The sequence below is a fragment of the Erythrobacter sp. K21-9 genome (assembly GCF_055808355.1).
This window is the reverse complement of record NZ_CM147866.1, coordinates 2490895-2512361: the sequence shown is the minus strand read 5'-3', so window position 1 is coordinate 2512361 and position 21467 is coordinate 2490895. Positions and strand designations below refer to the sequence as shown.

Sequence of the window (21467 nt, the reverse complement as noted above, 5' to 3'; positions counted from 1 at the left end):
CAGGTTTCGTATTCGGCGAAGAAATTCACCGACATCATCGAAATCAACAAGATCGAGCTGGACAGCTACACATTGTTCGACCTTCGCGCCGGGATCAAGAAGGACCAGTGGAGCTTCGAAATCTTCGGAGAGAACCTGACCGACGAGCGCGCGCAGATTTCCGGCACGTTCGGCAATGACCGCGCACGGATTGTGACGAACCGCCCGCTGACCGTGGGTATGCGGGTTGGCTTCGACTACTGATCGCAGCGAACGAGCGAATGAAAAGGGCGGGGGTGAACAGGCATTGTTCGCTCCCGCCTTTTCTTTGATAAGGCGGCGATGATGACGCGCGAGGACCAGCTCAAGGAAGCACAGCAGGATTTGCAGGCAGGCCAGTTCGAAGCCGGGCTTGCCGCCGCGCGCGCGCTGCTGGAAAGCGATGAGAGCGACGGCGAAGCGCTCTACCTTGCGGCGGTTGCGGCGCGGTACCTGAAGGAATTCGCCGCGGCCAAGACCTACCTCGCGCGGCTCCACGCAGCCATGCCTGAATATGGCCGTGCGTGGCAGGAGGAGGGGCACCTTGCTCTGGCTCAGGGGGATGAGAGGGCCGCGCTCTCCGCCTTCGTTCGCGCGACGCGGTTCAATCCCGCGCTTGAGGCGAGCTTTCGCGAGCAGGCACAGCTGTTCGGCGAGATGGGCCGGACCGGAGAAGCGCAGGTTGCCGCAGCGCAGCAGCAGCGCTTGGCAAAGCTCCCGCGCGAATTGGTCGCGGTCACCAATCACCTTGCCGAAGGGCGGCTCATCCGGGCCGAGCAAATATGCCGTCATTACCTGCGGCAGAACCCGCGCAATATAGAGGGAATGCGGCTGCTGGCGAAGATCGGGATCGAGCTTGGCATTCTGGATGATGCCGAATTCCTGCTCGAAAGCGCGGTCACCTTTGCGCCTGATGACGTGCAATTGCGCCTCGATTATATCGACGCGCTGCGGCGCAGAGCAGGATTTCGAAAAGGCGCGCAGCGAAGCTGAGACGCTCTATGCGCGCGATCCGGACAACGTCCTGTTCCAGTCGCGCCTCGCGATCGAAAGCATGCAGACAGGCGATTACGATCGCGGCCTGGAATTGTTCGATGCCGTGCTCGAAAAACTTCCCGGCGATCCCGCCAATTTGACCAGCAAGGGCCACGCGCTCAAGACGACCGGCGCGCAGCAGGAGGCGATTGCGAGTTACCGCCAGGCCATCGCGGCAAAGGCTGATCACGGCGATGCGTGGTATGCGCTCGCCAATCTCAAGACGTTCCGGTTTGCCGATGACGAGGTTGCCGCGCTCAATGAGCAGGCGGAGCGCCAGGATCTCGCCTTCATGGACCGCGTCCACATTTCCTTCGCCCTTGGCAAGGCGCTGGAGGATCGCGGAGAATATGAAGAAAGCTTCGGGTTCTACGATGCAGGCAACACCCTCAAGCGCGCGCAGACCCGCTACAGCGCCGATGCGATGACCGCCGAGCTGGGCAGACAGCGCGAATTTTGCACACCGGAGCTGTTCGAAAAGCAGGCGGGCAAGGGATACGGTGCGCCCGACCCGATCTTCATCCTTGGCCTTCCGCGCGCCGGATCGACGCTTCTCGAACAAATCCTTGCGAGCCATTCACAGATCGATGGCACGTTGGAGCTGCCCAATATCCTCGCGCTCGCTCACCGCCTGCGCGGACGCAAGGCGGGTCAATCGCTCTACCCTGAGGTGCTGCACGATCTTTCGGCGGACCAGCTTGAGAAGTTTGGCGCCGATTTCATCGAGAACACCCGCATCCACCGTCAGGGCGCGCCGTTCTTCATCGACAAGATGCCGAATAATTTCCGGCATATCGGCCTCATCCAGCTGATCCTGCCCAATGCAAAGATCATCGATGCGCGCCGTGCGCCAATGGATTGCTGTTTTTCGGGCTTCAAGCAGCTCTTCGCCGAGGGGCAGGAATTCACTTACGGTTTGCACGAAGTGGGCCGCTACTACGCCGACTACGTCGATCTCATGGACCATTGGGATGCCGTGCTGCCCGGCAAGGTGTTGAAAGTGCAGCATGAAGATGTGCTCGACGACCTCGAAGGCCAGACGCGGCGGATGCTCGACTTTCTGGGCGTTCCGTTCGAGGAGGCGTGCCTCGCCTTTCACAAGACCGACAGGGCGGTGCGCACCGCATCGAGCGAGCAGGTGCGCGAGCCGATCAATCGCAAGGGGCAGGACGCCTGGAAGCCCTTCGAGCCTTGGCTCGATCCGCTGAAGGACGCGCTCGGCGACCTCGTCTAGGCCAGACGCGCGCCGTCGGGCACTGTGTCGCCGGGGGCAGCGAGGACGATCGCTCCCTCGGCATCGGGAAAGCCGAGTACCAGCACCTCCGACATGAAAGGCCCGATCTGGCGCGGCGGAAAATTGACCACGGCCATGACCTTGCAGCCGATGAGGCCCTCTGGCGAATAGTGCTCGGTAATCTGCGCTGAGCTTTTGCGCGTCCCCAGCTCCTCGCCGAAATCGACCACCAGCTTGAATGCGGGCTTGCGCGCTTCGGGAAACGGCTCGGCCAGGATGACCGTCCCTGCGCGGATATCCAGCGCCATGAATGTTTCGAAAGTCGTGGGTTCCATGCTGTTTGGATAACCATGCATCGCGCTTTCAGGAAGAGTATTTGGCGCTGCTCTTCCCTTCGTCCCCGCCGTGCGATAGATTGCGAACTGCAACCGAGCGCAGCGCAAGGACTATACCGATGGCAAGTTTCAACCTTAACGGTCAGCCAGTAACGGTCGACGCCGATCCGGCCATGCCGATCCTGTGGGTCGTGCGCGAAAAGCTCGGCCTCAATGGCACGAAGTTCGGCTGCGGCATCGCGCAGTGCGGAGCCTGCACCGTACATCTCGACGGAGAGCCTGTGCGCAGCTGCTCCACCCCGGTCGCTCAGGCAGAGGGGCGCGAGGTCACGACCATCGAAGGTGTGGCCGGACCGGACGGCGAACTGACCAAGGTCCAGCAGGCATGGATAAGCGAGCAGGTTCCCCAATGCGGATATTGCCAATCCGGCCAGATCATGGCGGCAACCGCGCTGCTGCGCGACAATCCAAGCCCCAGTGACGCGGATATCGACGCTGCGATGTCGGGCAATATCTGCCGCTGCGGCACCTACACCCGCATTCGCCGGGCAATCAAAGTCGCCGCCGGCATCGAGCAACCGCTCTACGAACGCATGTCGGGGGAGGCCTGAGCCATGAACGATCTCACTCCCAAGAAAGAACGCGGCAAACTCGCCAAGTGGAGCCGCCGCGGATTTATCGGTGCCGGTGTGCTTGCAGGCGGCGGCCTGCTGATCGGCATCGGTGTCAGGCCCGGAAATCCGGTCGGCTCGCTCGCTCCGAAAGTCGCCTCTGGCTCGGGTGAGCAGCTCGTCAATTCGTGGGTCAAGATCGATGCAAGCAACATCGTGACCGCCATCGTTCCGCATTGCGAAATGGGTCAGGGCGCGCATTCGGTGCTGGCGCAAATGCTCGCTGATGAGCTGGACGCGGCGTGGGAAAATGTCCGCGTGATGCAGGCGCCGACCGATGGCAGCTATGTCGTCAGCGATACTGCGCGCATGTTCGTAGCCCCGTTCACCATGAACGCAGCAGCATGGATCGAGCCGACCTGGGACGGTCTGTTCACGCAAATCGACCGCTTTGCCGACGCCATGATCACGGGCGGATCGTCATCCATCCGCTCGACCGGTCAGTATCAGATGCGAATCGCAGGCGCGGCAGCCCGGCAGATGCTGAAGGGTGCGGCTGCAGAGGCGTGGGATGTGCCCGTTGCCGAGATTACCACGCGCGACAGCACTCTTTTCCACGATGGGTCCGGCAAGTCTGCGCCCTATGCCGAATTTGCAAGCGCAGCGGCAGAGCAACCGATGGATCACACGCCGAAGCTCAAATCGCCGTCCGAATACCGGCTGATGGGCAAGAGCAAGGCGCGCACCGATATCCCGGCAAAGATCGACGGCACGGCAGAATTCGGCATCGATGCTTCGCCAGAAGGTCTCGATCTCAGCTATGCAGCGGTCGTGAGGCCGCCCGTTTCCGGCACCAGTGTAGCCAGCATGAATGCCGAACGCGCCCAGCAGATGCCGGGGGTCTTGCAGATTCTCAACATGGGCGATTTCGTGGCAGTGGTCGCCGACAGCTACTGGCAGGCGCAGCAGGCGGTCAGCACCATCGATATTGGTTGGAGCAAGGCTGAAAGCCCGGTTCTCTCGATGGATGACCAGTTTGCGGCATTCGCTGCGGCAATCGATGCAGCAGGTGACGCAGGCGGCGAGGAAGCGGCGGCGAAGGGCGATGCCCGAGCGGCACTTTCCGAGGCTGCGACGACATTCGAGGCGGAATACAAGGTGCCGTATCTCGCCCATGCACCGATGGAGCCGGTCAACTGCACCGCGCTCGTGAAAGACGGCAAATGCGACGTCTGGACCAGTACGCAGGTCCCGCTCATGGCGCGCACGGCCATCGAGAACGCGATCGGTTTGTCCAAGGACGATATCACGGTGCACCACCCCTATCTTGGCGGCGCATTCGGTCGCCGGCTCGAAAACGATTATGTGACGATGGCCGTTCGCATTGCGAAAGCCACTGGCTATCCGGTAAAGATGATCTGGAGCCGCGAGGAGGACACCCAAAAAGGTGTCTATCGTCCCGCCGATCTAAGCCGGCACACAGGCGGGCTCGACGCCAATGGCAGGCTGGTCGCCTATGACAGCATCTTCACCCAGCGTCACGATCCGGTCGAAGCGAGCGTGCCGGCCATGTACGACATCCCGAACACGTCTGTTCGGGTGGCCGAGAGCGACCTGCACTTGCCGTTCGCAGCATGGCGGTCGGTCGATCATTCGCAGCAGGGATGGTTTGTCGAGAGCTTTATCGACGAAGCCGCTCACGAAGCGGGCAAGGACCCGCTCGAATATCGCCTTGCGATGCTGAAGAATGCGCCCCGGCATGCGGCTGTATTGCGCAAGGTCGCCGAGATGAGCGACTGGAAAGCGGCGCGCGCAGAAGGCACGGCAAAAGGCGTCGCGATCGTCGAGAGCTTCGGCACCATCGTGGCCGAGGTCATCGAGGTCGACATGGCGGGCGGCAAACCGAAAATGACCAATTGCTGGGCCGTCTGCGACGCGGGCTACGTCATGAATCCCGACGGATTCCGCAATCAGATCGAGGGCGGGATCGTCTTCGGCCTGACCGCCGCAATGTATGGCGAAATCGAGCTTGCAGATGGCGCGGTGAAGCAGAGCAATTTCCACGATTACAAGATGCTCCGCATGGACGAGACGCCGAATATCGAAGTTGCGCTCATCAATTCGGGCGACGTCCCGGTCGGCGGCGCAGGCGAACCGGGCCTTCCCCCGCAGCGCCCGCGCTGACCAATGCCATCTTCGCTGCGACCGGGACGCGGCTGCGCGAATTGCCGATCGCAAAGCAATTCGCCTGATCGCGCCGGGCGTGGGAAGGATCGAACATGCGTAACGTTGCTGCGGTTGCTGCCGTCCTTCTGGCTCTTGGCGTGACTGCGTGCGGCGGTCCGGTCGAGGAGCCGGTGGTCGAACAGATCGTCGTGCGCGAGCCCGGCGAGCCTGTTCCGGTGAGCGCAGGCGCACAGGGTTCGCTCGACCTTGTCGCGGCTGGCGAGGCGGCGTTTGCAATGTGCAGCGCGTGCCACGTGGCGCAGCAAGGCGCGCGGTCGGCAGCCGGTCCAAACCTGCACGGCGTGGTCGGCAGGCAGGCCGGAATATTGGAGGACTTTGCCTATTCCGAAGCGCTCGCCGCGTCGGGAATTGCATGGGACCAGCAGGAGCTAGACCGGTTCCTGGCCGATCCCGCCGGTGCAATTCCTGGCACTATTATGGTAGCCGGAGCGGTCGACGACGAAGAGCGCCGCGCAGCGATTATCGCCTACCTGTCCAGCCTCAGCGAATAGGCAAAGGCTGCCCGGCACTGTGCATTTTCGCGAAGTCTTTGAATTTCTCGACCAGCGCCGTCTGGCCGGCGAAGACACCGTGCTCGTGACGATATGCGCAGTCGAGGGATCGTCGATGCGCAATCCGGGCTCGCTCATGGGTGTGAGCAGCGACGGGTCGTACGCCGGATCGCTTTCGGGTGGCTGCATCGAAACCGCAGTCGTGGCCGAAGCAATCGACGCGCTTCGATCAGGCGATCCTCGGATCGTGCGCTTTGGGACAGGCTCGGCCTATCTCGACATCAAATTGCCTTGCGGGGGCGGGCTGGACCTGCACTTCCAGCCGCTCGGGACCAGCGACGTCGCGGCGCGCTGCCTCGCCTCGATCCGGGACCGCTTGCCATTTTCCATTGCGCTCGAGCCCGGCTGCGCCAAGCACCTGCCAGCATGGAGCGCGCCAGTTTTCGACGCTCTGAATGGCACCGCAGTCTTCGGATATTGGCCCGAGCCGCAGCTTGCGATCATAGGCCACGGCGCGGGAGTGGCCGCCTTGCACCGGCTCGCACAGACCGCCGGATGCGGCACGAGTATCCTGACCCCGGACGAGCGTATCGCAGCCTCGATCGACCCCGCCGAGGCCAAGGTCACAATCCTCGATCGAACCACGCAGGTAGAGGCGCTTGCAGGCGATGCCTGGACGGCATTCGTCTTCCTGTTCCACGACCATGACTGGGAGATCGACCTCATGGCGCGCGCGTTCCAATTGCCGCATTTCTACATTGGAGCGATGGGCGGCAAAAAGGCTCATGCCATGCGGAGCGAGGCGCTGATCGCGAAAGGAATAACGCCGCTGCAGCTTTCCACGATGCATGCCCCAATTGGCGTATTTCATTCCTCCCGCGATCCGCAAACGCTAGCGTTATCGACGCTGGCGCAGGTGATCCGCAGCTATCAGGAAACCGATTTCGAGTCGGCAATTGGCTGACCGCCGCCGCCTTGTTGTTGCACTGCTCGCCGCCGGTTCATCTCAGCGGTTTGGCGAGCATGACAAGCTGTCGGCCCCGTTTCGCGGCGACATGCTCGGCCTCCATGCTGCCCGGGCCATCCCGCGCGAATTGTTCGAGGATGCGTGGGTAATCAGCCGCGCGCAGGATCACCCGTGTGCGGCAGGCTGGCAGGATGCCGGATTTGTCATACACGAGAACCCGGATGCGGGCTCAGGGATGGGCACATCAGTGGCGCTTGCAGCGCGATTGGCGATTGCGGCGAAGGCCGATGGCTTGATGATCGCGCTCGCCGACATGCCGTTGGTCCCGGAAAAGCATTTTGCCGATCTGGTCGAAGCTGTGCGCACGCGAGGTCCCAGCTTTATCGCCAGCTCATCCGATGGATCTATGCGTTCGCCGCCAGCGATCCTGGGTTCGGATCATCTGCCGACCCTTGCCAATTCGTCCGGCGACAAGGGCGCTCGCGCTCTGCTTGGTTCGGAGGAGGTCATAACCTGCCCGGCTGAATGGCTTAACGATATCGACACACCCGAGGCGCTGGCAGCCCTGCAATAGGACGCGCGCGGGCACCAGCTGCGCGGTGCGAGAACAGGGACGCTCCTATTCGAGCCCGAGTTCGTCCAAATCCATCGTCGCTGCGGAATAGCCTGCCGCAGCCAGCCTGCCTGTCAGGTCGGCGCGTATGGCGCGAATCTGTGCATCCGCCGCGCTCTCTTCGCGCAGGTTTACGAGGAAGAAATCGCCTGCTCCCAGATCGAACCGCCTGCGTTCTGCTGCGACCATCGCGCTGGCCTGTTCGACTTCCTCGTCGGCCAGTTCGGCGAGTTCCAGTGCCGCATTCAGGTTTGTGAGAATGTTGTCGAGCTCAACCTCGATCCTGTCGGCGACACGCTTTTCCTGCAATTCCATCTCGCGCAATTCAGCCTCGGCGCGCTGCAATCGCCCGCGCGCCTCGCGGCGTTGGAGCGGGACAGTGAATTTGACGCCGACCACCGTATCGGTCGAATCGAAGGTCGGTCCGCCATCGCCGATAGCGCCAAAATCGCGCGACAATTCGACATTGAAGTCCAGCTTCGGCTGCAGGTCGTTGCGGCGAAGCTCCACCTTGTTCGACGCCCGTTCGATCGCGAGCCGGAAGGTTTGCAGCTCGGGCCGGGCCTCCAGCACCGCGCTGCGACCGGTGGCGAGCAGGCTTTGCATGTCGGGCAAGACCTCGAGGATTTCGGCGTCAGGCAATTGCTCGCGAGTGGGCGTTATCAGCCGCCCGTCACTGCCGCGCAGATAGTAGGCGAGGCTGTTGGAAGCGGTCGCAAAATTGCGGCGCGCCTCAGCCAAGAGCGTCTTGCGGCGGATGACATTCTGTTCGTTCTCGGTGAGCGCGATCCGCGGCATCGCGCCTGCGCTGACCTGCCGGGAGAGACCGATCGTGCGTGCCTGCGCAATCTCCAGCAGCTCTTCGTAAACGCGGATTTCATTGCCCGCCGCGACCCAGCGCCAATACGCCTTGAGCGCCTCGTGCTGGACATTGAGTTGCACCAACAGGACGTCGAGACGGGCCTGGCTCGCTGCTATACGCGTGTCTTCGAGGGCAAATCGGCGACTGTCGATGCGCCGGTCACGCAGGAGCGAAAACAGCGCGCCAACCTTGAATTCGCCGAGCTGGTTGGTGTTGTAGATATTCTCATAGATCGGGAAGCGTCCGTCGGACAGGCGGTATGTTCCGTAGACCTCTGCCCCCATAGGACGCAGCGGCTGGTTGGCTCCCACCTCGGCATAGCCACCGGAGAATGTCCCGGTGACGCGGTCGTAAGCCTCAGCCTTGAGCATGAGGTCAAACGCACCGTCCGCTGCGAGCTGGTCACTGCGCGCAGCCGCTTCGCGTTCGAAGCTTTCAAGAATGCTGGGAAATGTCAGCGCCGAGCTGCGCAGGACTTCTTCGGGCAGCAGCGGCCCGGTCGTTAGTGCTTCTTCTAGCGGGTCGCCGACGGGCTCGATATTCTGCGCCGCAAGCGGTCCTGCCAGCATGCCAAAAGCGGCGGCTAAAGCGATTGCCGCTTGGCGTCGCATGGTTAAAGAGCCTGACCCTGGGTGTTTTGTGCGGGCGGAAGTTCAGGCGGAAAGTTGTTGAGCTGGCGCCAGATTTCATAACCCACCGGCACAGTTTCTAGCAGGACCCACGCGCGTACCGCCGCACCAAAGCGCGCATACCGGTCCTCTGGCCAGGCCACTTCACCTTCAGGGTCTTCGGCGATGAGAACGCGGAAGCGGCCGTCCGGCTGTGCGGACTGATCGACAGTCGTCACCTTGCCTGCGAACGTGCCGATGGCAACAGACGGCCAGCCGCTGAATTGAACCGCGGGCCAGCCTTCAAACTGGACACGGGCCTGTTCGCCCGGCTGGATCAGGCCCACATCGCGGCCATCGACGAAGATTTCGATCACACGCTCGGCTGTTTCGGGCACGAACGAGGCCAGCACATCGCCTGCGCTCACGAGCGTTGCGGCATCACCAGCATTGACCGATTGGATGAAGCCATCGCGCGGCGCGACCACCAATTGTTCGGATTGGCGCGAGAGCGCGGTGTCGGCGCGGGCAAGGCTCCCCTGCGCCTCGGCAACACGGCCTCGCATCTCCTCGACCCTGATCTGGGCCTGCTCGTAATCGCGGCGAGCGCTCAGGCCGGCGGCAAACAATTCCGCCATGCGCCGTTCGTCGATCTGCGCGGTCGCGAGCGCGTTCTTCGCCGACTGGAGCTGGACCTGCACCTGTTGGCGCTCTGCTTGCAGCCGCTCAACCAGTTGCGGATCGATATCGGCGATACGGGCGATCGGATCACCCTTCAGCACGGCGCTGCCATCGCGCACATACCATTCCTCGATACGGCCAGAGACGAGCGCGTTGATTTCCTGTTGGCGCTCATTCGGATTGAGCGTCGTCACAACGCCCTGACCGCCGGTGGTCTGGACCCAGGGGACGAAAATCAGGAACCCGACCAGCGCCACGATTGCAGCGAGCACGATGACATACACCGTGCGCATGATCCTCGGGGTGCTGATCTGCTCGAGAGCGGTGAAGTGGGCGAGGTCTTGCTTGGTAGGAGTGATAATGCTCATGAGCTCGCAACCCCGCGTTTGTCGACGCCTGTATCCGGCGCCAGCGGTCGGGGGCCGGACGGCCTGCGCGACGGCTTCTGGTTCACGGCCAGGCAAAAATCGTCGAAATTGTCGAAATAGCTTTGCTGCCTGGCCTCTAGATACAGGAAGCGGTCAAAGCCCAGGTCGATCCGCCTGTTCGAGAAACAGATAACGGTCGAATAGGACTGCTCGCGGAGTTCGGTGACCGCGCGGGCGAGGTGATCTTCATCGAGCAAGTCGAACAGCTGGCTGAGGACGAGGATGCGCGGCTGCTCGAGCAGTGCATTGGCAAGCTTGAGCTGTTGCAATTCGACCGGCGAAAGCGGCCAGCCTGTCGAGGCGACCGCCGTATCCAGCCCCTTTTCGAAATTCGAGATCGTGTCCGTCAGCCCCACCGTATCGAGCGCGTTGACCATCCGCTTGGGCGCGGTTTCCGGACAGGAAAGCCCAAGATATTCGCGGATTGTCATCCCGACAAAGCTGGGCCGCTCAAGTACGTGGACGTCCTTGCGCAGATTGTACGCCTCGATATCCCGCAGGTCGATGTCACCCATTGTGGCAAAGCCGCCCTTGGGAAGTTCATGCATGCGCATCAGGTTGGTGAGGAGCCTCTGGACCCCCGGCTGGCTGGCAGCAGCCATGACGATCGCGCCGCTGGGGATCACGAGGTTGAGTTCGGCTTCTTCGTGACGCGCGGTGCCCCGCACATTCTTGAAAACGAGCGTGTGATCGTCGCCGCTCACGGGGCTCGCACCTGCAGGTTCTTCCTGCTCGACATCGTAGAACAGCGTAAGCTCCTCCACGGCTGCGCACAGGTCGTAGAAATAGGTGAGATAGGTGCCCAATTGCGCAACGCCGAAGAACGCGACCGACAGCACCAGCTCCGCCGCCACCAATTGCCCGAGGCTCAATTGTCCCTGGATGACGAGCCAGCCGCCAAGGCCAAGCAGCACCGCGCTCGCCCCAGCATACAGCAGCAGGAAAGCGATCGTTTGCGCAAAGTGCTGGCGGAAATGGCGTTTGCGATGGTCGATATAGCCGTGCGTGAAGTGATCGGTCCGGTCGAGCGCATAATCGATGCGCCGCTGCGACTTGAAAAAGCCGTTCGATCCGCCAAGCGTTTCGAGCCATGCCGCTGTCTCATGCTTGGCATGCGACAGGTCGATCCCGGTGCGAACCGCGCGGCTGCCCCACACTAGCCAGATCACCCAGATCAGCGCGCTCATCACGAGGGTGAAAACCAGAAACAAAGGGTGGTAAAGCGACACCAAGACAAACCCGACTGCAACTTGCAGGACAACGGTAAACCCGCCGATGAACAGCACCGGGAGCGCCTTCTGGACAATGATCACGTCGAAGTAGCGATTGAACAGAGCGAAGCGCTTGTTGTCGTCGAAAAACGGGTTTTGCGCATAAACCGAAATCAGCGAGATTTCGGCCACCATCCGAGCGTAAAACCGCCGGGCAAACAATTCCATCAGGTGAATACGCAAGGCGTTGAGCAGCCCGAATATCACCAGCAGTCCGAACAAGGTGACCGAAAGCACCACGAGAGGGGCCGCAAGTGCGGTGTTGGCGACCGTGTTGATCAGCATCTGGACGGAGATCGGGGTGGCGAGCGAAAGCAGGCTGATCCCGACGCCATAGACCAGCGAAAGCCAGTAAAAGCTCGCTTCAGGTTTCAGGATCTCGAAGAACCGGCGAAAGAACTTCACCAGTGATAATCGAGAACCGTGGCTCGCATTGTCGGTCGCCGGGGGCATCGCCAGAATTCCGTCCAATCAGCGTCGAAAAAAGCATTTCGTGTTAGTGATTACACCGGTATTCCAGCCGGGTGCCAGGGCGATTTGTTGTTCACCTCTGCCCCGACAAAACGCTTTGCGCTGCGTCAGGTTCCCCGGCAGTAAAACCGGGATTATACAGATTGCGCGGACAGGATTTTTGGCGAAGGCGCAATTTGTTACTAAGAGGGCGACCCTGATCTGGGTATAGGAAGATTACATGGCCAATCTCGATGACCGTTTGAATGCAGCTCCGGTTGTGCCGCTGATCGATGAGGGAGATGCAGACCGGGCGATTGCCACGGCGCGGGCGCTCGGCGAAGGCGGGCTTGGCGTGATCGAAGTGGTCTTGCGCAGCGAAGGCGCGCTGGACGGCATGCGGGCGATCCTCGGCTCGGGCGATGATCTGATTGTCGGCGCAGGGACAGTGCTCACGCTCGACCAGGCCAAGCAGGTGCATCAGGCCGGGGCGCAGTTCGTGGTGTCGCCGGGGCTGGTCGACGAGATCGCGGTCTACTGCCTCGACAACAATCTGCCATTCTTTCCCGGGACCATGACCGCCGGAGAGGTTCAGCGCGCTTTTGCACTGGGGCTTCGCGCGGTGAAGTTCTTCCCCGCAAGCCTTGCAGGCGGAGTGCCGATGCTCAAGGCCTTGGGCTCGGTGTTTCGCGAGATGCGGTTCATGCCAACCGGCGGCGTTTCCCCAAGCAACCTTGCTGACTTTCTCGCATTGCCGCATGTGCTGGCATGCGGCGGAAGCTGGCTGACCCCGAAAGATGCGGTTGCGGCAGGCGATTATGGCGCGGTGACCAAGCTGGCGCGCGAAGCTGCCGAATTGGCACAATCGGTTCGCGGCTAGGGCGCGGACCCTGCCTGACATTGCACGACATGTCCTGCTTGTAGGCGGCGGTCACGCGCATGTGGCGGTCCTCGCGGACTGGATAGAGCGCGGACTGCCCGCCGAGCGGGCGACGGTGCTCACGCCGAACCCGGCGCTGCGGTATTCCGGCATGGTGCCTGGATGGATCAGCGGCCAGTATGACAGGAACGCAGGACTAGCCGACATCGCCTCCCTCGTGAGACGGGCCGGGGCCGATCTTGTGCTCGATAGCTGTGTGAGCGTGGATGCCGAGCAGCGCTTGGTCACGACCGGCAAGGGCCGCTCGATCCCCTTCGACATTGCCACGATCGACACCGGCGGAGTGGGCCGCGCGCGCGACCTGCTGGGTGATGACAAGCGCGTTGTCGATATCCGACCCATCGATGCGTTTGTCGACAAGTTCGCTGAATGGCGCGCTGCGCAGACCGGTCCGGCACGCATTTGCGTGATCGGCGGCGGCGCCGGAGGCGTGGAGATCGCGTTTGCGCTCGGCAATATGAGCGGGGATGGTGAGCGCCATTGCGTGTCGCTAATCACCGGCGAGGACGGACTTCTCCCAGATCTGTCCCGATCCGTGCGCAAGAAGGTCGCTGGGGAACTGGATCGGCAGGCAATTGCGACGTTCGGAAGCGATGCGGAAATAATCGGAGGAGTCCTCGCCGCAGGCGAGCAGCGGTTCGAGCAAGTCGATCTGATTATCGCTGCACTGGGCAGCACCGCGCCGGAATGGCCGAGCGCAAGCGGGTTGGCCTGCAATGACGAGGGTTTCATCGCGGTCGATCGATACCAGCGCTCCACATCCCATCCGCACATCTTTGCCGCCGGCGATGTGGCGCACCGCACGGATATATCTGTGCCGCATTCCGGGGTGCATGCGGTTCATGCCGGACCGGTCCTCGCCGAAAACCTGCGCGCGGTTCTCGCTGGAGCGGAGCCCGATGGCATCTACCGTCCGCGCGGGCGCAATCTCTACCTGATTTCGGCAGGGAACGGATCGGCAATTGCAAGTTTCGGGGCATTAGCGGCGCAGGGGCGCTGGGTGGCGCGGCTCAAACACTGGATCGACACGCGCTGGATAAAGAAATACGCCCGGCTCGGCGGCACCGTGTAACCAATCGCGCCAGAGCGCCGAACACACCTTTGTCAGGGGTATCATGAAGAAAATCATCATCATCGCCGCACTCGCCGTGCTTATCGCGGCATATTTCCTGTTCGACCTCGGCAGCTATCTCACGCTGGACGGGATCAAGCAGGTCGCGAGCGACACCGACCAGTTCTATCAGGATAACCCCGTCCTCGTCCTCGCGGCATTTTTCGCGATATATGTCGGCGTCACCGCCGCATCGCTCCCCGGCGCGGCCATCCTCACTCTCGCGGCAGGCGCTTTCTTCGGCCTTGTGGTCGGCACGGTGCTCGTATCCTTCGCGTCCACACTGGGCGCCACGCTTGCTTTCCTGTCGTCGCGCTACGTCCTGCGCGACAGCATCGAAGGACGGTTCGGCGAGCGGCTGAAGGCGATCAATGAAGGGCTGGAACGCGATGGCGCATTCTACCTTTTCACGATCCGTATGATTCCGCTGTTTCCGTTCTTTGTCGTGAACCTCGTAATGGGGCTGACGCGGATCAAGACCTGGACTTTCGCATGGGTCAGCCAGGTCGGAATGCTGCTCGGCACGATAGTGTATGTGAATGCCGGTACGCAGCTTGCCCGGATCGACAGCCTCTCCGGCATCGCCTCGCCTGCTGTCATCGGTTCATTCGTGCTTCTGGGCATCGCGCCGTGGATCGCCAAGGGTATCATCGGCATTATCAAGCGCCGCAAGGTCTATGCCGGTTTCAGCAAGCCCAGGAGCTTTGACCGCAACCTGATCGTGATCGGCGCGGGCTCTGCGGGGCTCGTATCCGCTTACATCGCCGCGCAGGTGAAGGCGAAGGTTACGCTGGTCGAGGCGAACGCAATGGGCGGCGATTGCCTCAACACCGGCTGCGTACCCTCCAAAGCCCTGATCAAGAGCGCCAAGGTCGCATCGACGATGCGTCATGCCGACCGGTATGGCCTCAAACCGGTAGAGCCCGAAGTGCCATTTCGCGAGACCATCGCGCGGGTCATGGACATCATCAAGGCCATCGAACCCCATGACAGCGTCGAGCGCTACACCGAACTCGGGGTCGATGTGGTCAAGGGTTATGCGAAAATCATCGACCCGTGGACAGTTGAAATCGCCCGCAATGACGGCGAGACCCAGCGCCTCACCAGCCGCAGCATCGTGATTGCCAGCGGCGCAGAGCCTGTGGTCCCTCCGATCGAAGGGATCGAGGGCAGCGGATACCTCACCAGCGAGACCATGTGGGATGCCTTTGCCGAAATGGATGAAGCGCCGAGGCGTGTTGCCGTGCTTGGCGGCGGCCCGATCGGATGCGAGATTTCACAGGCACTTGCGCGTCTTGGCTCGAATGTCTCTCAGATTGAGATGGCCGACCAGCTGCTGGGCCGCGAGGATGACGAAGTGTCCGCGCTCGCCCGCTCCGTACTCGAGGAAGCAGACGTCACCGTGCTGACCGGACACAAGGCTGTGCGGATCGAAGGCGGGGCGCTGATTGCCGAAAGCGGAGGTGGCGAGACGAGAATTCCCTTCGACACTCTGATCGTGGCGGTCGGGCGCAAGGCCCGGCTGACTGGTTTCGGGCTGGAGGATTTGGGCGTCGACACGGACAAGACGGTAAGCACCGATGAATTTCTCGCGACGAAATTCCCGAACATCTTTGCCGCAGGCGATGTCGCCGGGCCTTACCAATTCACCCACACCGCGAGCCATCAGGCATGGTTTGCGAGCGTCAATGCGCTGTTCGGCCAGTTGAAGAAGTTCAAGGCCGATTACCGTGTGATCCCGGCTGTGACTTTCCTCGACCCGGAATTCGCCCGCGTCGGCCTTAATGAAACCGAGGCCAGAGAGCAGGGCACCGAGTATGAGGTGACCACTTACGAACTGGACGATCTCGACCGGGCGATCACCGAAAGCGAGACCAAGGGCTTCGTCAAGGTGCTGACCCCGCCGGGCAAGGACACAATCCTTGGCGCGACGATCGTGGGCAACCATGCGGGCGAAATGCTGGCGGAATACGTGCTCGCGATGAAGCACAAGATCGGCCTCAACAAGATCCTCGGCACGATCCATTCGTATCCAACCATGGCCGAAGCTAACAAATTCGCCGCCGGCAACTGGAAACGGGCAAACAAGCCCGATGGCCTGCTCAAATGGGTCGAGAAATACCATTCCTGGCGCCGCGGCTGATCGGCCCGGCCTGCATCGGAGTTATCAAGAAATGCTGCGTTCAATCTCACTTCTCATCATGCGGGTCGGCACCGGGATGCTGCTTGTCCTGTGGGGCTGCGTCAGGTTGTTCGGAGAAGGCATGGGCACTAAATTGTCGGAGAAGTATTACGGCGGCGTCGGCTCGGCAAGCGAGCTTCAACTCGCCTTCGCCAGCGTCGAGGTCGTGATTGGCGTGCTGGTCGTGCTCGGCCTGTTTCGCAAATTCTCGCTGATTGGCTCGGCTGTAATCCTTGTCGGCGGGGCGTTTCCGATTTGGCGGCATTTCCTCGATCCGTTCGGACGGTACCTCTTCGCGAATCCCGACGACGCCAACCTGCTGTTCTTCCCGTCGATCACCGTTGCGGGCGCCGCGCTTGCCCTGATTGCGTTTCGCGAGTTCGACACGCTGGCCTTGGACAATGTTTTCGGCAAGAAGGGCTGACTGAGGCGTCCACGCGGGCGCACATCGGGGGACGCGGTTTGGAATTGTTCGATCAGCTGCGCGGTGTGTTCGGCATTGCCGTGCTGCTGCTCATAGCTTGGACGATTAGCGAGGATCGCGCTGGCCGCCCGAGCTGGCGTTGGATTGGCGGAGCACTGGCCCTGCAGGGCGTGCTGGCGCTGTTGATCGTGCGCGTGCCGTTTATCTGGGACATCGTGACGCTCGCCAATGAGGGCGTCGCCGCGATCGAGCGGGCGACCCTTGATGGATCGTCCTATATGTTCGGCTATCTCGGCGGTGCGCCGCTGCCTTTCGAATTGAAGGAGGGCATTGATCCCCCGCTGATCATCGCGTTCCAGATCCTGCCGCTGGTGATAGTCTTCAGCGCGCTGGCCGCGCTGCTGTGGCATTGGGGAGTCCTGCGCTGGCTCGTCAACGGGCTGTCATTCCTGCTGCGCAAATCGCTCGGCGTGAGCGGGGTGGTGGGCCTGTCGGGCGGCGCGAACATGTTCCTTGGCGTGGTTGAAAGCCCGCTTGTCGTGCGCGCCTATTTTTCGCGGATGAGCAGGGCGGAACTGTTCCAGGTCATGGTGCTGGCCATGTCGACGATCAGCGGCGCCATCCTGATCCTGTATGCGACGACCTTGCGCGAGACGGTGGACGATGCGGTCGGCCATATGATCTCCGCTTCGCTGGTATCGCTCCCCGCAGCGCTCCTGATCGCCAAGCTGATGGTGCCAGGCAAGCAGAACGACCGAGCGACCGATACCGATGAACCGGAGGACGAGGACGCGGAGCCCGGCCTCAAATCCGCCAACCTCAAATATGAAAGCAGCATCGATGCGATCGTCAAAGGCACAATGGACGGGATGCAGCTGTTCCTCGCTGTCATCGCGGTCATCATCGTCGTATTTGCGTTTGTATCGCTGACCGATCAGGCGCTTGCCCTGCTGCCGCTGGTCGAAGGCGAGCCGCTGACCCTGAAGCGCGTGTTCGGCTGGGTGTTCGCCCCGCTGATGTGGACCATCGGCGTACCTTGGGCAGAAGCGCAAGCGGCGGGCGGAGTGATGGGGACCAAGGCGATCCTCAACGAATATGTCGCCTATCTCGAGCTAGCCGCGCTGCCCGATGGCACGTTCAGCCCGCGAAGCCTGCTGATCGTCACATACGCACTATGCGGTGTTGCCAATCTGGCCAGCGTCGGCCTGCTGGTTTCAACTATCGGGACGCTGTGCCCGGAAAGGCGCGCGGAAGCGGCGGGTCTCGGCATACGCAGCTGGATCGCAGGCAATATCGCCACCGCAATGACGGGAGCCTGGATCGGGCTCGTCACAATCGGAAGCTGAGGCGCGCGGAACAATGCTCGATGCAAAACTCAGACCGCTGATCGACCCGCCGCTCACCCGGATTGCGCGTGCCCTGGCATCGGCAGGCATCAGTGCCAATGCGCTGACACTGGGCGGATTGGCGCTCGGTCTGGGCGGAGCTCTGGCCATCGCGCTCGGCAATATCTGGCTGGGGCTGGCGCTCATCATCGCGAACCGGCTTTCCGATGGGCTCGATGGCGCGGTGGCGAGGATCAAGGGGCCGACCGATCTCGGCGGCTATTTCGATGTCGTTGCCGATTTCGCGTTCTACGTTTCCATTCCGTTAGGCTTCGGGGTGCTTGCAGCGGACAACACGCTACCGGCGCTCGCACTGGTGGCGAGTTTCGTGCTTACCGGCGTCAGCTTCCTCGCGTTCGCCGTCATAGCGGGCAATCGCGGCGAGGAGACAGCTGCGCATGGAAAGAAGAGCTTTTTCTATTCGACCGGCATTGCCGAGGGCACCGAGACTATCGCGGTGTTCATCGCCATGTGCCTGTTCCCCGCGTGGTTCGCGGTGCTGGCCTATGGCTATGCGGCGCTGTGCACCGCGACCGTGGTCCAGCGCAGCGCGCTCGCCATCTTGAGGTTCAGGGAGTGAATTAGGGTAGCGGGATCAGCGCTGGCCGATCTGGCTGGAAACCCGTTCACGCAGTTCGGCGATTCGCTCTGCATTGGCGCCAAGGTCGCTTCGGCCAACGCGGCTGACCGAACGGAAGTCGATCTGGTTTTCGCCTACGCGGGCGACGACATCGTCCTTGAAACCGAACCAGAAGGTTTCGGCGACCCCTTCGACACGGCCTGCCTCTGCGTCGGAGCGGATATCGGCAAAGCCCAGATTGCCCATGGCCGCAGCCACAGCCGCGATCGCATCTTCCTTGCTCGCGCCGCCAAGCGGCAGCGGAGCGAGGTCTGCGTAGGTTTCATTGATGATCTGCGCGTGCGACTTGATCGCCAGTTCAGGATCCGCGCCGCTATACGTCTCCAGCTCGCCAAGCGGGGTCTGGTAGTCGTTGAGCGGGTTTGCGCCGAATTCCTCGCGCGCTTGCAGCGTTGCTGCTGAAAACTCCGGCGGATTGGCGGTATCGGTCGCGACATCATGGATAGGATTGTCGACCGCGGTCGTGCCGGTCGTCGCCAGCATTGCGAACACGCCGAGCGGAATGGCAATGCCCGCAGCCGGCAGCAACCAGCCCTTGCGCGGCTTCTTCACCACGGCAAGGATCAGCGCGATGAGCGATACCAAGGCCGTCAGGCCGAGCAGGATAGGCCCGCCGTCCCTGATCAGCGTTCCGAGGCTGAATTGCCAGCTCCACAGACCGAATTTGGTCCCGAGAGCTGCAGCCATGAAATAGAGCGGCAGGAGCAGGATGAGCACTGCGACGATCAAGTTGAGCGATAGCTTTTTCATGCCGCCTGTGTAGCGCGCGCGCTGCGCAAGGCAATGGCATAGCTGTGCGGTGGACTTGGGGTTATTCACGATGCACCGAACGAGTGCGCGAAATTTATTGGGAAACTGAAAGCATCTCGTGCGTTAAGGTCACGCGGAAAGCACGGGATGGTCTGGTGGGAAACCGTGCCACTCCAGCGAAATCATTCCCGCGAAAACTGGATTTATGCCCGCTGGTCCGCGGGTTTGCTTAGTCAGACAGAGGAAATAGACACATGAAGCGTACTACCCTGATGAGCGCGATTGCGCTGGCAAGTCTTGTGACGGTTTCGGCCTGTGGTGGCCGTACCGACGAAGCGCCAGCCGTTGTCGAAGAAGAGGCCGCAGCACCGGCTGAAGATACCGCAGCCTCGGCAGAACCGGCAGCTGCCGCTGATCCGGAAGTCGAAGCCAACGGCACCGTGATCGACATCAACATGTACACCCGTGACCCGGACGATTCGAGCGGGCTTCAGGTATTCAAGCCGCGCCTTATCACTGCGCAGGTCGGCGATACGGTTCGCTTCATCCCGACCGACCCGACCCACCAGTCGTCTTCGATCGACGGCATGATCCCGGACGGTGCGCGCGGCTGGGAAGGCGAAATCAACCAGGAAGTATCCTACGTCCTGCCAAAGCCCGGCATCTACGGCTATCAGTGCATTCCGCACTACGCAGCCGGCATGATCGGCATGATCATCGTTGAAGGCGATGGCATGACCGACAATCTCGAAGCTGCAAAGGCTGTAAGCCATCCGGGTCTCGCCGTACCGCGAGTTCACCGAGATTTTCGAAGAAGCTGAATCGGGCGGCATGCTCGGCGGCTAAGTCTTCGGACGCCTTTGGCAATCGCCAAAAGAAAGGGCGGTGTGGATAGCCACACCGCCCTTTTCTTGTGGTCCGCCGCAAATCAGGCAGGCCGCTTGAGCGCTCGCTTTAGGCGGCAGTCGCCATGCGAGCGAGTTCGCACTGCGACCAGATTTCGCTCAGGGCATTGATGAGCGCATCGATATCGCCGTCGCTGTGCACCGGAGAAGGCGTCAGGCGCAGCCGTTCGGTCCCAACCGGCACCGTCGGGTAGTTGATCGGCTGCACATAAATGCCGTGATTGTCCATCAGCCAGTCGCTGATGCGTTTGCACTTGTGCGCATCGCCGACCATCACGGGAATGATGTGGCTCGGATTGTCGAGGTGGGGAATGCCCATGATATCGAGCTTGCGCCGAACCGTTTTTACGCGGTCGCGCTGCGCCTCGCGCTCTTCGGCGCTTTCTTTCAAATGGCGGATACTCGCCGCCGCGCCCGCTGCGACTGCTGGGGGCAGGGCGGTCGAGAAGATGAAACCGCTGGCGAAACTGCGTACGAAATCGACGAGATTGCTGCTGGCTGCGATGTAACCGCCCATCACGCCGAACGCTTTGCCCAGCGTGCCTTCGATGACGGTGATACGGTCCATCAGGCCCTCTCGTTCGGCAATGCCGCCGCCGCGGGGGCCGTAGAGGCCGACCGCGTGCACTTCGTCGATATAGCTCATCGCGCCGTGTTTTTCGCACACGTCGAGGATTTCCGCGATCGGGGCGATGTCGCCGTCCATCGAATAGACGCTTTCGAATGCGACCAGCTTGGGCACTTCGGGCCCGAACTCTGACAGCATCCGGTCGAGGTCTTCGGGATCGTTGTGCTTCCAGATCTTGTATGGCGCACGGCTGTGGCGAATGCCTTCGATCATGGAAGCGTGGTTGAGCGCGTCGGAGAACACGACGCAGCCCGGTATCTTGCCTGCCAGCGTACCAAGGCCCGCCCAATTCGAAACATAGCCGGAGGTAAACAGCAGCGCGCTTTCCTTGCCGTGGAGGTCGGCAAGTTCACGCTCCAGCAGCACGTGGTAGTGGTTGGTGCCGGAAATGTTGCGCGTGCCGCCAGCGCCCGCGCCGCATTCATCGAGGCAATCGTGCATCGCCTCGATCACCTTTGGATGCTGGCCCATGCCGAGATAGTCGTTGGAACACCACACGGTGACCGCCTGGGTCTCCTCTTCGACAAAGCGAGTGGCGTGCGGAAATTTGCCGCGATGCCGCTTGATGTCGGTGAAGACGCGGTACCGTCCTTCTTCGCGCGCGCCGTCAAGCTCGCTTGCGAAATAGGTTTCGTAGTCCATCATCTTTCC

General features: G+C 61.8%; 18 protein-coding genes and 1 pseudogene. 13 read left to right on the top strand and 6 right to left on the bottom strand.

Annotation, left to right across the window (positions count from 1 at the left end; all coding sequences use genetic code 11):
• Window positions 1-321 precede the first annotated feature (321 nt).
• Window positions 322-2287, top strand: a pseudogene (locus AC0L39_RS12885) (tetratricopeptide repeat-containing sulfotransferase family protein).
• Here the strand turns inward: AC0L39_RS12885 and AC0L39_RS12880 are convergent.
• Window positions 2284-2622: a tRNA-binding protein gene (locus tag AC0L39_RS12880; RefSeq protein WP_473258432.1), complete on the bottom strand. Its 339-nt coding sequence runs from the start codon at window positions 2620-2622 to the stop codon at window positions 2284-2286. The pseudogene AC0L39_RS12885 and the gene AC0L39_RS12880 overlap by 4 nt on opposite strands.
• 119 nt (window positions 2623-2741) lie before the next feature.
• On the opposite strand from AC0L39_RS12880, the gene AC0L39_RS12875 reads away from it, so the two are divergent.
• The 5 genes from AC0L39_RS12875 (at window position 2742) to AC0L39_RS12855 (ending at window position 7512) form a co-directional block, all read left to right on the top strand.
• The gene (locus AC0L39_RS12875; protein WP_473258430.1) at window positions 2742-3233 is read left to right on the top strand and encodes a (2Fe-2S)-binding protein; all 492 of its coding nucleotides are present in this window, start codon (window positions 2742-2744) and stop codon (window positions 3231-3233) included.
• Between the two features lie 3 nt (window positions 3234-3236).
• Complete coding sequence (locus AC0L39_RS12870; RefSeq protein WP_473258429.1) at window positions 3237-5417, top strand: xanthine dehydrogenase family protein molybdopterin-binding subunit; 2181 nt, start codon at window positions 3237-3239, stop codon at window positions 5415-5417.
• Between the two features lie 95 nt (window positions 5418-5512).
• Complete coding sequence (locus AC0L39_RS12865; RefSeq protein ID WP_473258427.1) at window positions 5513-5971, top strand: c-type cytochrome; 459 nt, start codon at window positions 5513-5515, stop codon at window positions 5969-5971.
• A 19-nt stretch (window positions 5972-5990) separates the two neighbouring features.
• Window positions 5991-6935: an XdhC family protein gene (locus AC0L39_RS12860; protein WP_473258425.1), complete on the top strand. Its 945-nt coding sequence runs from the start codon at window positions 5991-5993 to the stop codon at window positions 6933-6935.
• Window positions 6928-7512, top strand: a complete 585-nt coding sequence (locus tag AC0L39_RS12855; RefSeq protein WP_473258424.1) for a nucleotidyltransferase family protein — start codon at window positions 6928-6930, stop codon at window positions 7510-7512. The genes AC0L39_RS12860 and AC0L39_RS12855 overlap by 8 nt, the downstream gene beginning before the upstream one ends.
• Before the next feature lie 45 nt (window positions 7513-7557).
• Here AC0L39_RS12855 and AC0L39_RS12850 read toward each other — a convergent pair whose 3' ends face one another.
• The 3 genes from AC0L39_RS12850 to AC0L39_RS12840 are packed head-to-tail and all read right to left on the bottom strand — an operon-like array spanning window position 7558 to window position 11854.
• A complete protein-coding gene (locus tag AC0L39_RS12850; protein ID WP_473258422.1) occupies window positions 7558-9024 on the bottom strand; it encodes a TolC family protein in 1467 nt (488 codons plus the stop codon).
• 2 nt (window positions 9025-9026) lie between these two features.
• Complete coding sequence (locus tag AC0L39_RS12845) at window positions 9027-10070, bottom strand: efflux RND transporter periplasmic adaptor subunit (protein WP_473258421.1); 1044 nt, start codon at window positions 10068-10070, stop codon at window positions 9027-9029.
• A complete protein-coding gene (locus AC0L39_RS12840; protein ID WP_473258420.1) occupies window positions 10067-11854 on the bottom strand; it encodes an ABC transporter transmembrane domain-containing protein in 1788 nt (595 codons plus the stop codon). The genes AC0L39_RS12845 and AC0L39_RS12840 overlap by 4 nt, the downstream gene beginning before the upstream one ends.
• Before the next feature lie 238 nt (window positions 11855-12092).
• Between AC0L39_RS12840 and eda the strand changes: the two genes are divergently transcribed.
• From eda to AC0L39_RS12810, 6 genes are all read left to right on the top strand, one after another.
• Window positions 12093-12731 carry a bifunctional 4-hydroxy-2-oxoglutarate aldolase/2-dehydro-3-deoxy-phosphogluconate aldolase gene (gene eda / locus AC0L39_RS12835; RefSeq protein WP_473258419.1) on the top strand — a complete coding sequence of 213 codons (639 nt, stop codon included), beginning with the start codon at window positions 12093-12095 and terminating at the stop codon, window positions 12729-12731.
• Between the two features lie 61 nt (window positions 12732-12792).
• The gene (locus tag AC0L39_RS12830) at window positions 12793-13863 is read left to right on the top strand and encodes an FAD-dependent oxidoreductase (RefSeq protein ID WP_473258418.1); all 1071 of its coding nucleotides are present in this window, start codon (window positions 12793-12795) and stop codon (window positions 13861-13863) included.
• A 43-nt stretch (window positions 13864-13906) separates the two neighbouring features.
• Window positions 13907-16045, top strand: a complete 2139-nt coding sequence (locus AC0L39_RS12825) for an FAD-dependent oxidoreductase (protein ID WP_473258417.1) — start codon at window positions 13907-13909, stop codon at window positions 16043-16045.
• 31 nt (window positions 16046-16076) lie between these two features.
• A complete protein-coding gene (locus tag AC0L39_RS12820; protein ID WP_473258415.1) occupies window positions 16077-16508 on the top strand; it encodes a hypothetical protein in 432 nt (143 codons plus the stop codon).
• A 38-nt stretch (window positions 16509-16546) separates the two neighbouring features.
• Window positions 16547-17854: a NupC/NupG family nucleoside CNT transporter gene (locus AC0L39_RS12815; RefSeq protein WP_473258414.1), complete on the top strand. Its 1308-nt coding sequence runs from the start codon at window positions 16547-16549 to the stop codon at window positions 17852-17854.
• Window positions 17855-17867: 13 nt separating this feature from the next.
• Window positions 17868-18473 (top strand): CDP-alcohol phosphatidyltransferase family protein, encoded by a 606-nt coding sequence (locus tag AC0L39_RS12810; protein WP_473258412.1) that lies wholly within the window; start codon window positions 17868-17870, stop codon window positions 18471-18473.
• A gap of 15 nt (window positions 18474-18488) precedes the next feature.
• On the opposite strand, the gene AC0L39_RS12805 is transcribed toward AC0L39_RS12810, so the two are convergent.
• A complete protein-coding gene (locus AC0L39_RS12805) occupies window positions 18489-19283 on the bottom strand; it encodes a DUF1499 domain-containing protein (protein WP_473258410.1) in 795 nt (264 codons plus the stop codon).
• Window positions 19284-19537: 254 nt separating this feature from the next.
• On the opposite strand from AC0L39_RS12805, the gene AC0L39_RS12800 reads away from it, so the two are divergent.
• Complete coding sequence (locus tag AC0L39_RS12800) at window positions 19538-20104, top strand: plastocyanin/azurin family copper-binding protein (RefSeq protein WP_473258409.1); 567 nt, start codon at window positions 19538-19540, stop codon at window positions 20102-20104.
• Between the two features lie 133 nt (window positions 20105-20237).
• Here the strand turns inward: AC0L39_RS12800 and hemA are convergent, their stop codons facing one another.
• Window positions 20238-21458, bottom strand: a complete 1221-nt coding sequence (gene hemA, locus AC0L39_RS12795; protein ID WP_473262383.1) for a 5-aminolevulinate synthase — start codon at window positions 21456-21458, stop codon at window positions 20238-20240.
• Window positions 21459-21467: the final 9 nt, after the last annotated feature.

Excerpts from the sequence above, each read along its gene's own strand:
- AC0L39_RS12850 (WP_473258422.1), bottom strand. The coding sequence starts at position 9,024 with ATGCGACGCCAAGCGGCAATCGCTTTAGCCGCCGCTTTTGGCATGCTG.
- AC0L39_RS12800 (WP_473258409.1), top strand. The coding sequence starts at position 19,538 with ATGAAGCGTACTACCCTGATGAGCGCGATTGCGCTGGCAAGTCTTGTG.
- AC0L39_RS12840 (WP_473258420.1), bottom strand. The coding sequence starts at position 11,854 with ATGCCCCCGGCGACCGACAATGCGAGCCACGGTTCTCGATTATCACTG.
- AC0L39_RS12870 (WP_473258429.1), top strand. The coding sequence starts at position 3,237 with ATGAACGATCTCACTCCCAAGAAAGAACGCGGCAAACTCGCCAAGTGG.
- AC0L39_RS12845 (WP_473258421.1), bottom strand. The coding sequence starts at position 10,070 with ATGAGCATTATCACTCCTACCAAGCAAGACCTCGCCCACTTCACCGCT.
- eda (WP_473258419.1), top strand. The coding sequence starts at position 12,093 with ATGGCCAATCTCGATGACCGTTTGAATGCAGCTCCGGTTGTGCCGCTG.
- AC0L39_RS12880 (WP_473258432.1), bottom strand. The coding sequence starts at position 2,622 with ATGGAACCCACGACTTTCGAAACATTCATGGCGCTGGATATCCGCGCA.
- AC0L39_RS12875 (WP_473258430.1), top strand. The coding sequence starts at position 2,742 with ATGGCAAGTTTCAACCTTAACGGTCAGCCAGTAACGGTCGACGCCGAT.
- hemA (WP_473262383.1), bottom strand. The coding sequence starts at position 21,458 with ATGGACTACGAAACCTATTTCGCAAGCGAGCTTGACGGCGCGCGCGAA.
- AC0L39_RS12820 (WP_473258415.1), top strand. The coding sequence starts at position 16,077 with ATGCTGCGTTCAATCTCACTTCTCATCATGCGGGTCGGCACCGGGATG.
- AC0L39_RS12810 (WP_473258412.1), top strand. The coding sequence starts at position 17,868 with ATGCTCGATGCAAAACTCAGACCGCTGATCGACCCGCCGCTCACCCGG.
- AC0L39_RS12865 (WP_473258427.1), top strand. The coding sequence starts at position 5,513 with ATGCGTAACGTTGCTGCGGTTGCTGCCGTCCTTCTGGCTCTTGGCGTG.
- AC0L39_RS12825 (WP_473258417.1), top strand. The coding sequence starts at position 13,907 with ATGAAGAAAATCATCATCATCGCCGCACTCGCCGTGCTTATCGCGGCA.
- AC0L39_RS12805 (WP_473258410.1), bottom strand. The coding sequence starts at position 19,283 with ATGAAAAAGCTATCGCTCAACTTGATCGTCGCAGTGCTCATCCTGCTC.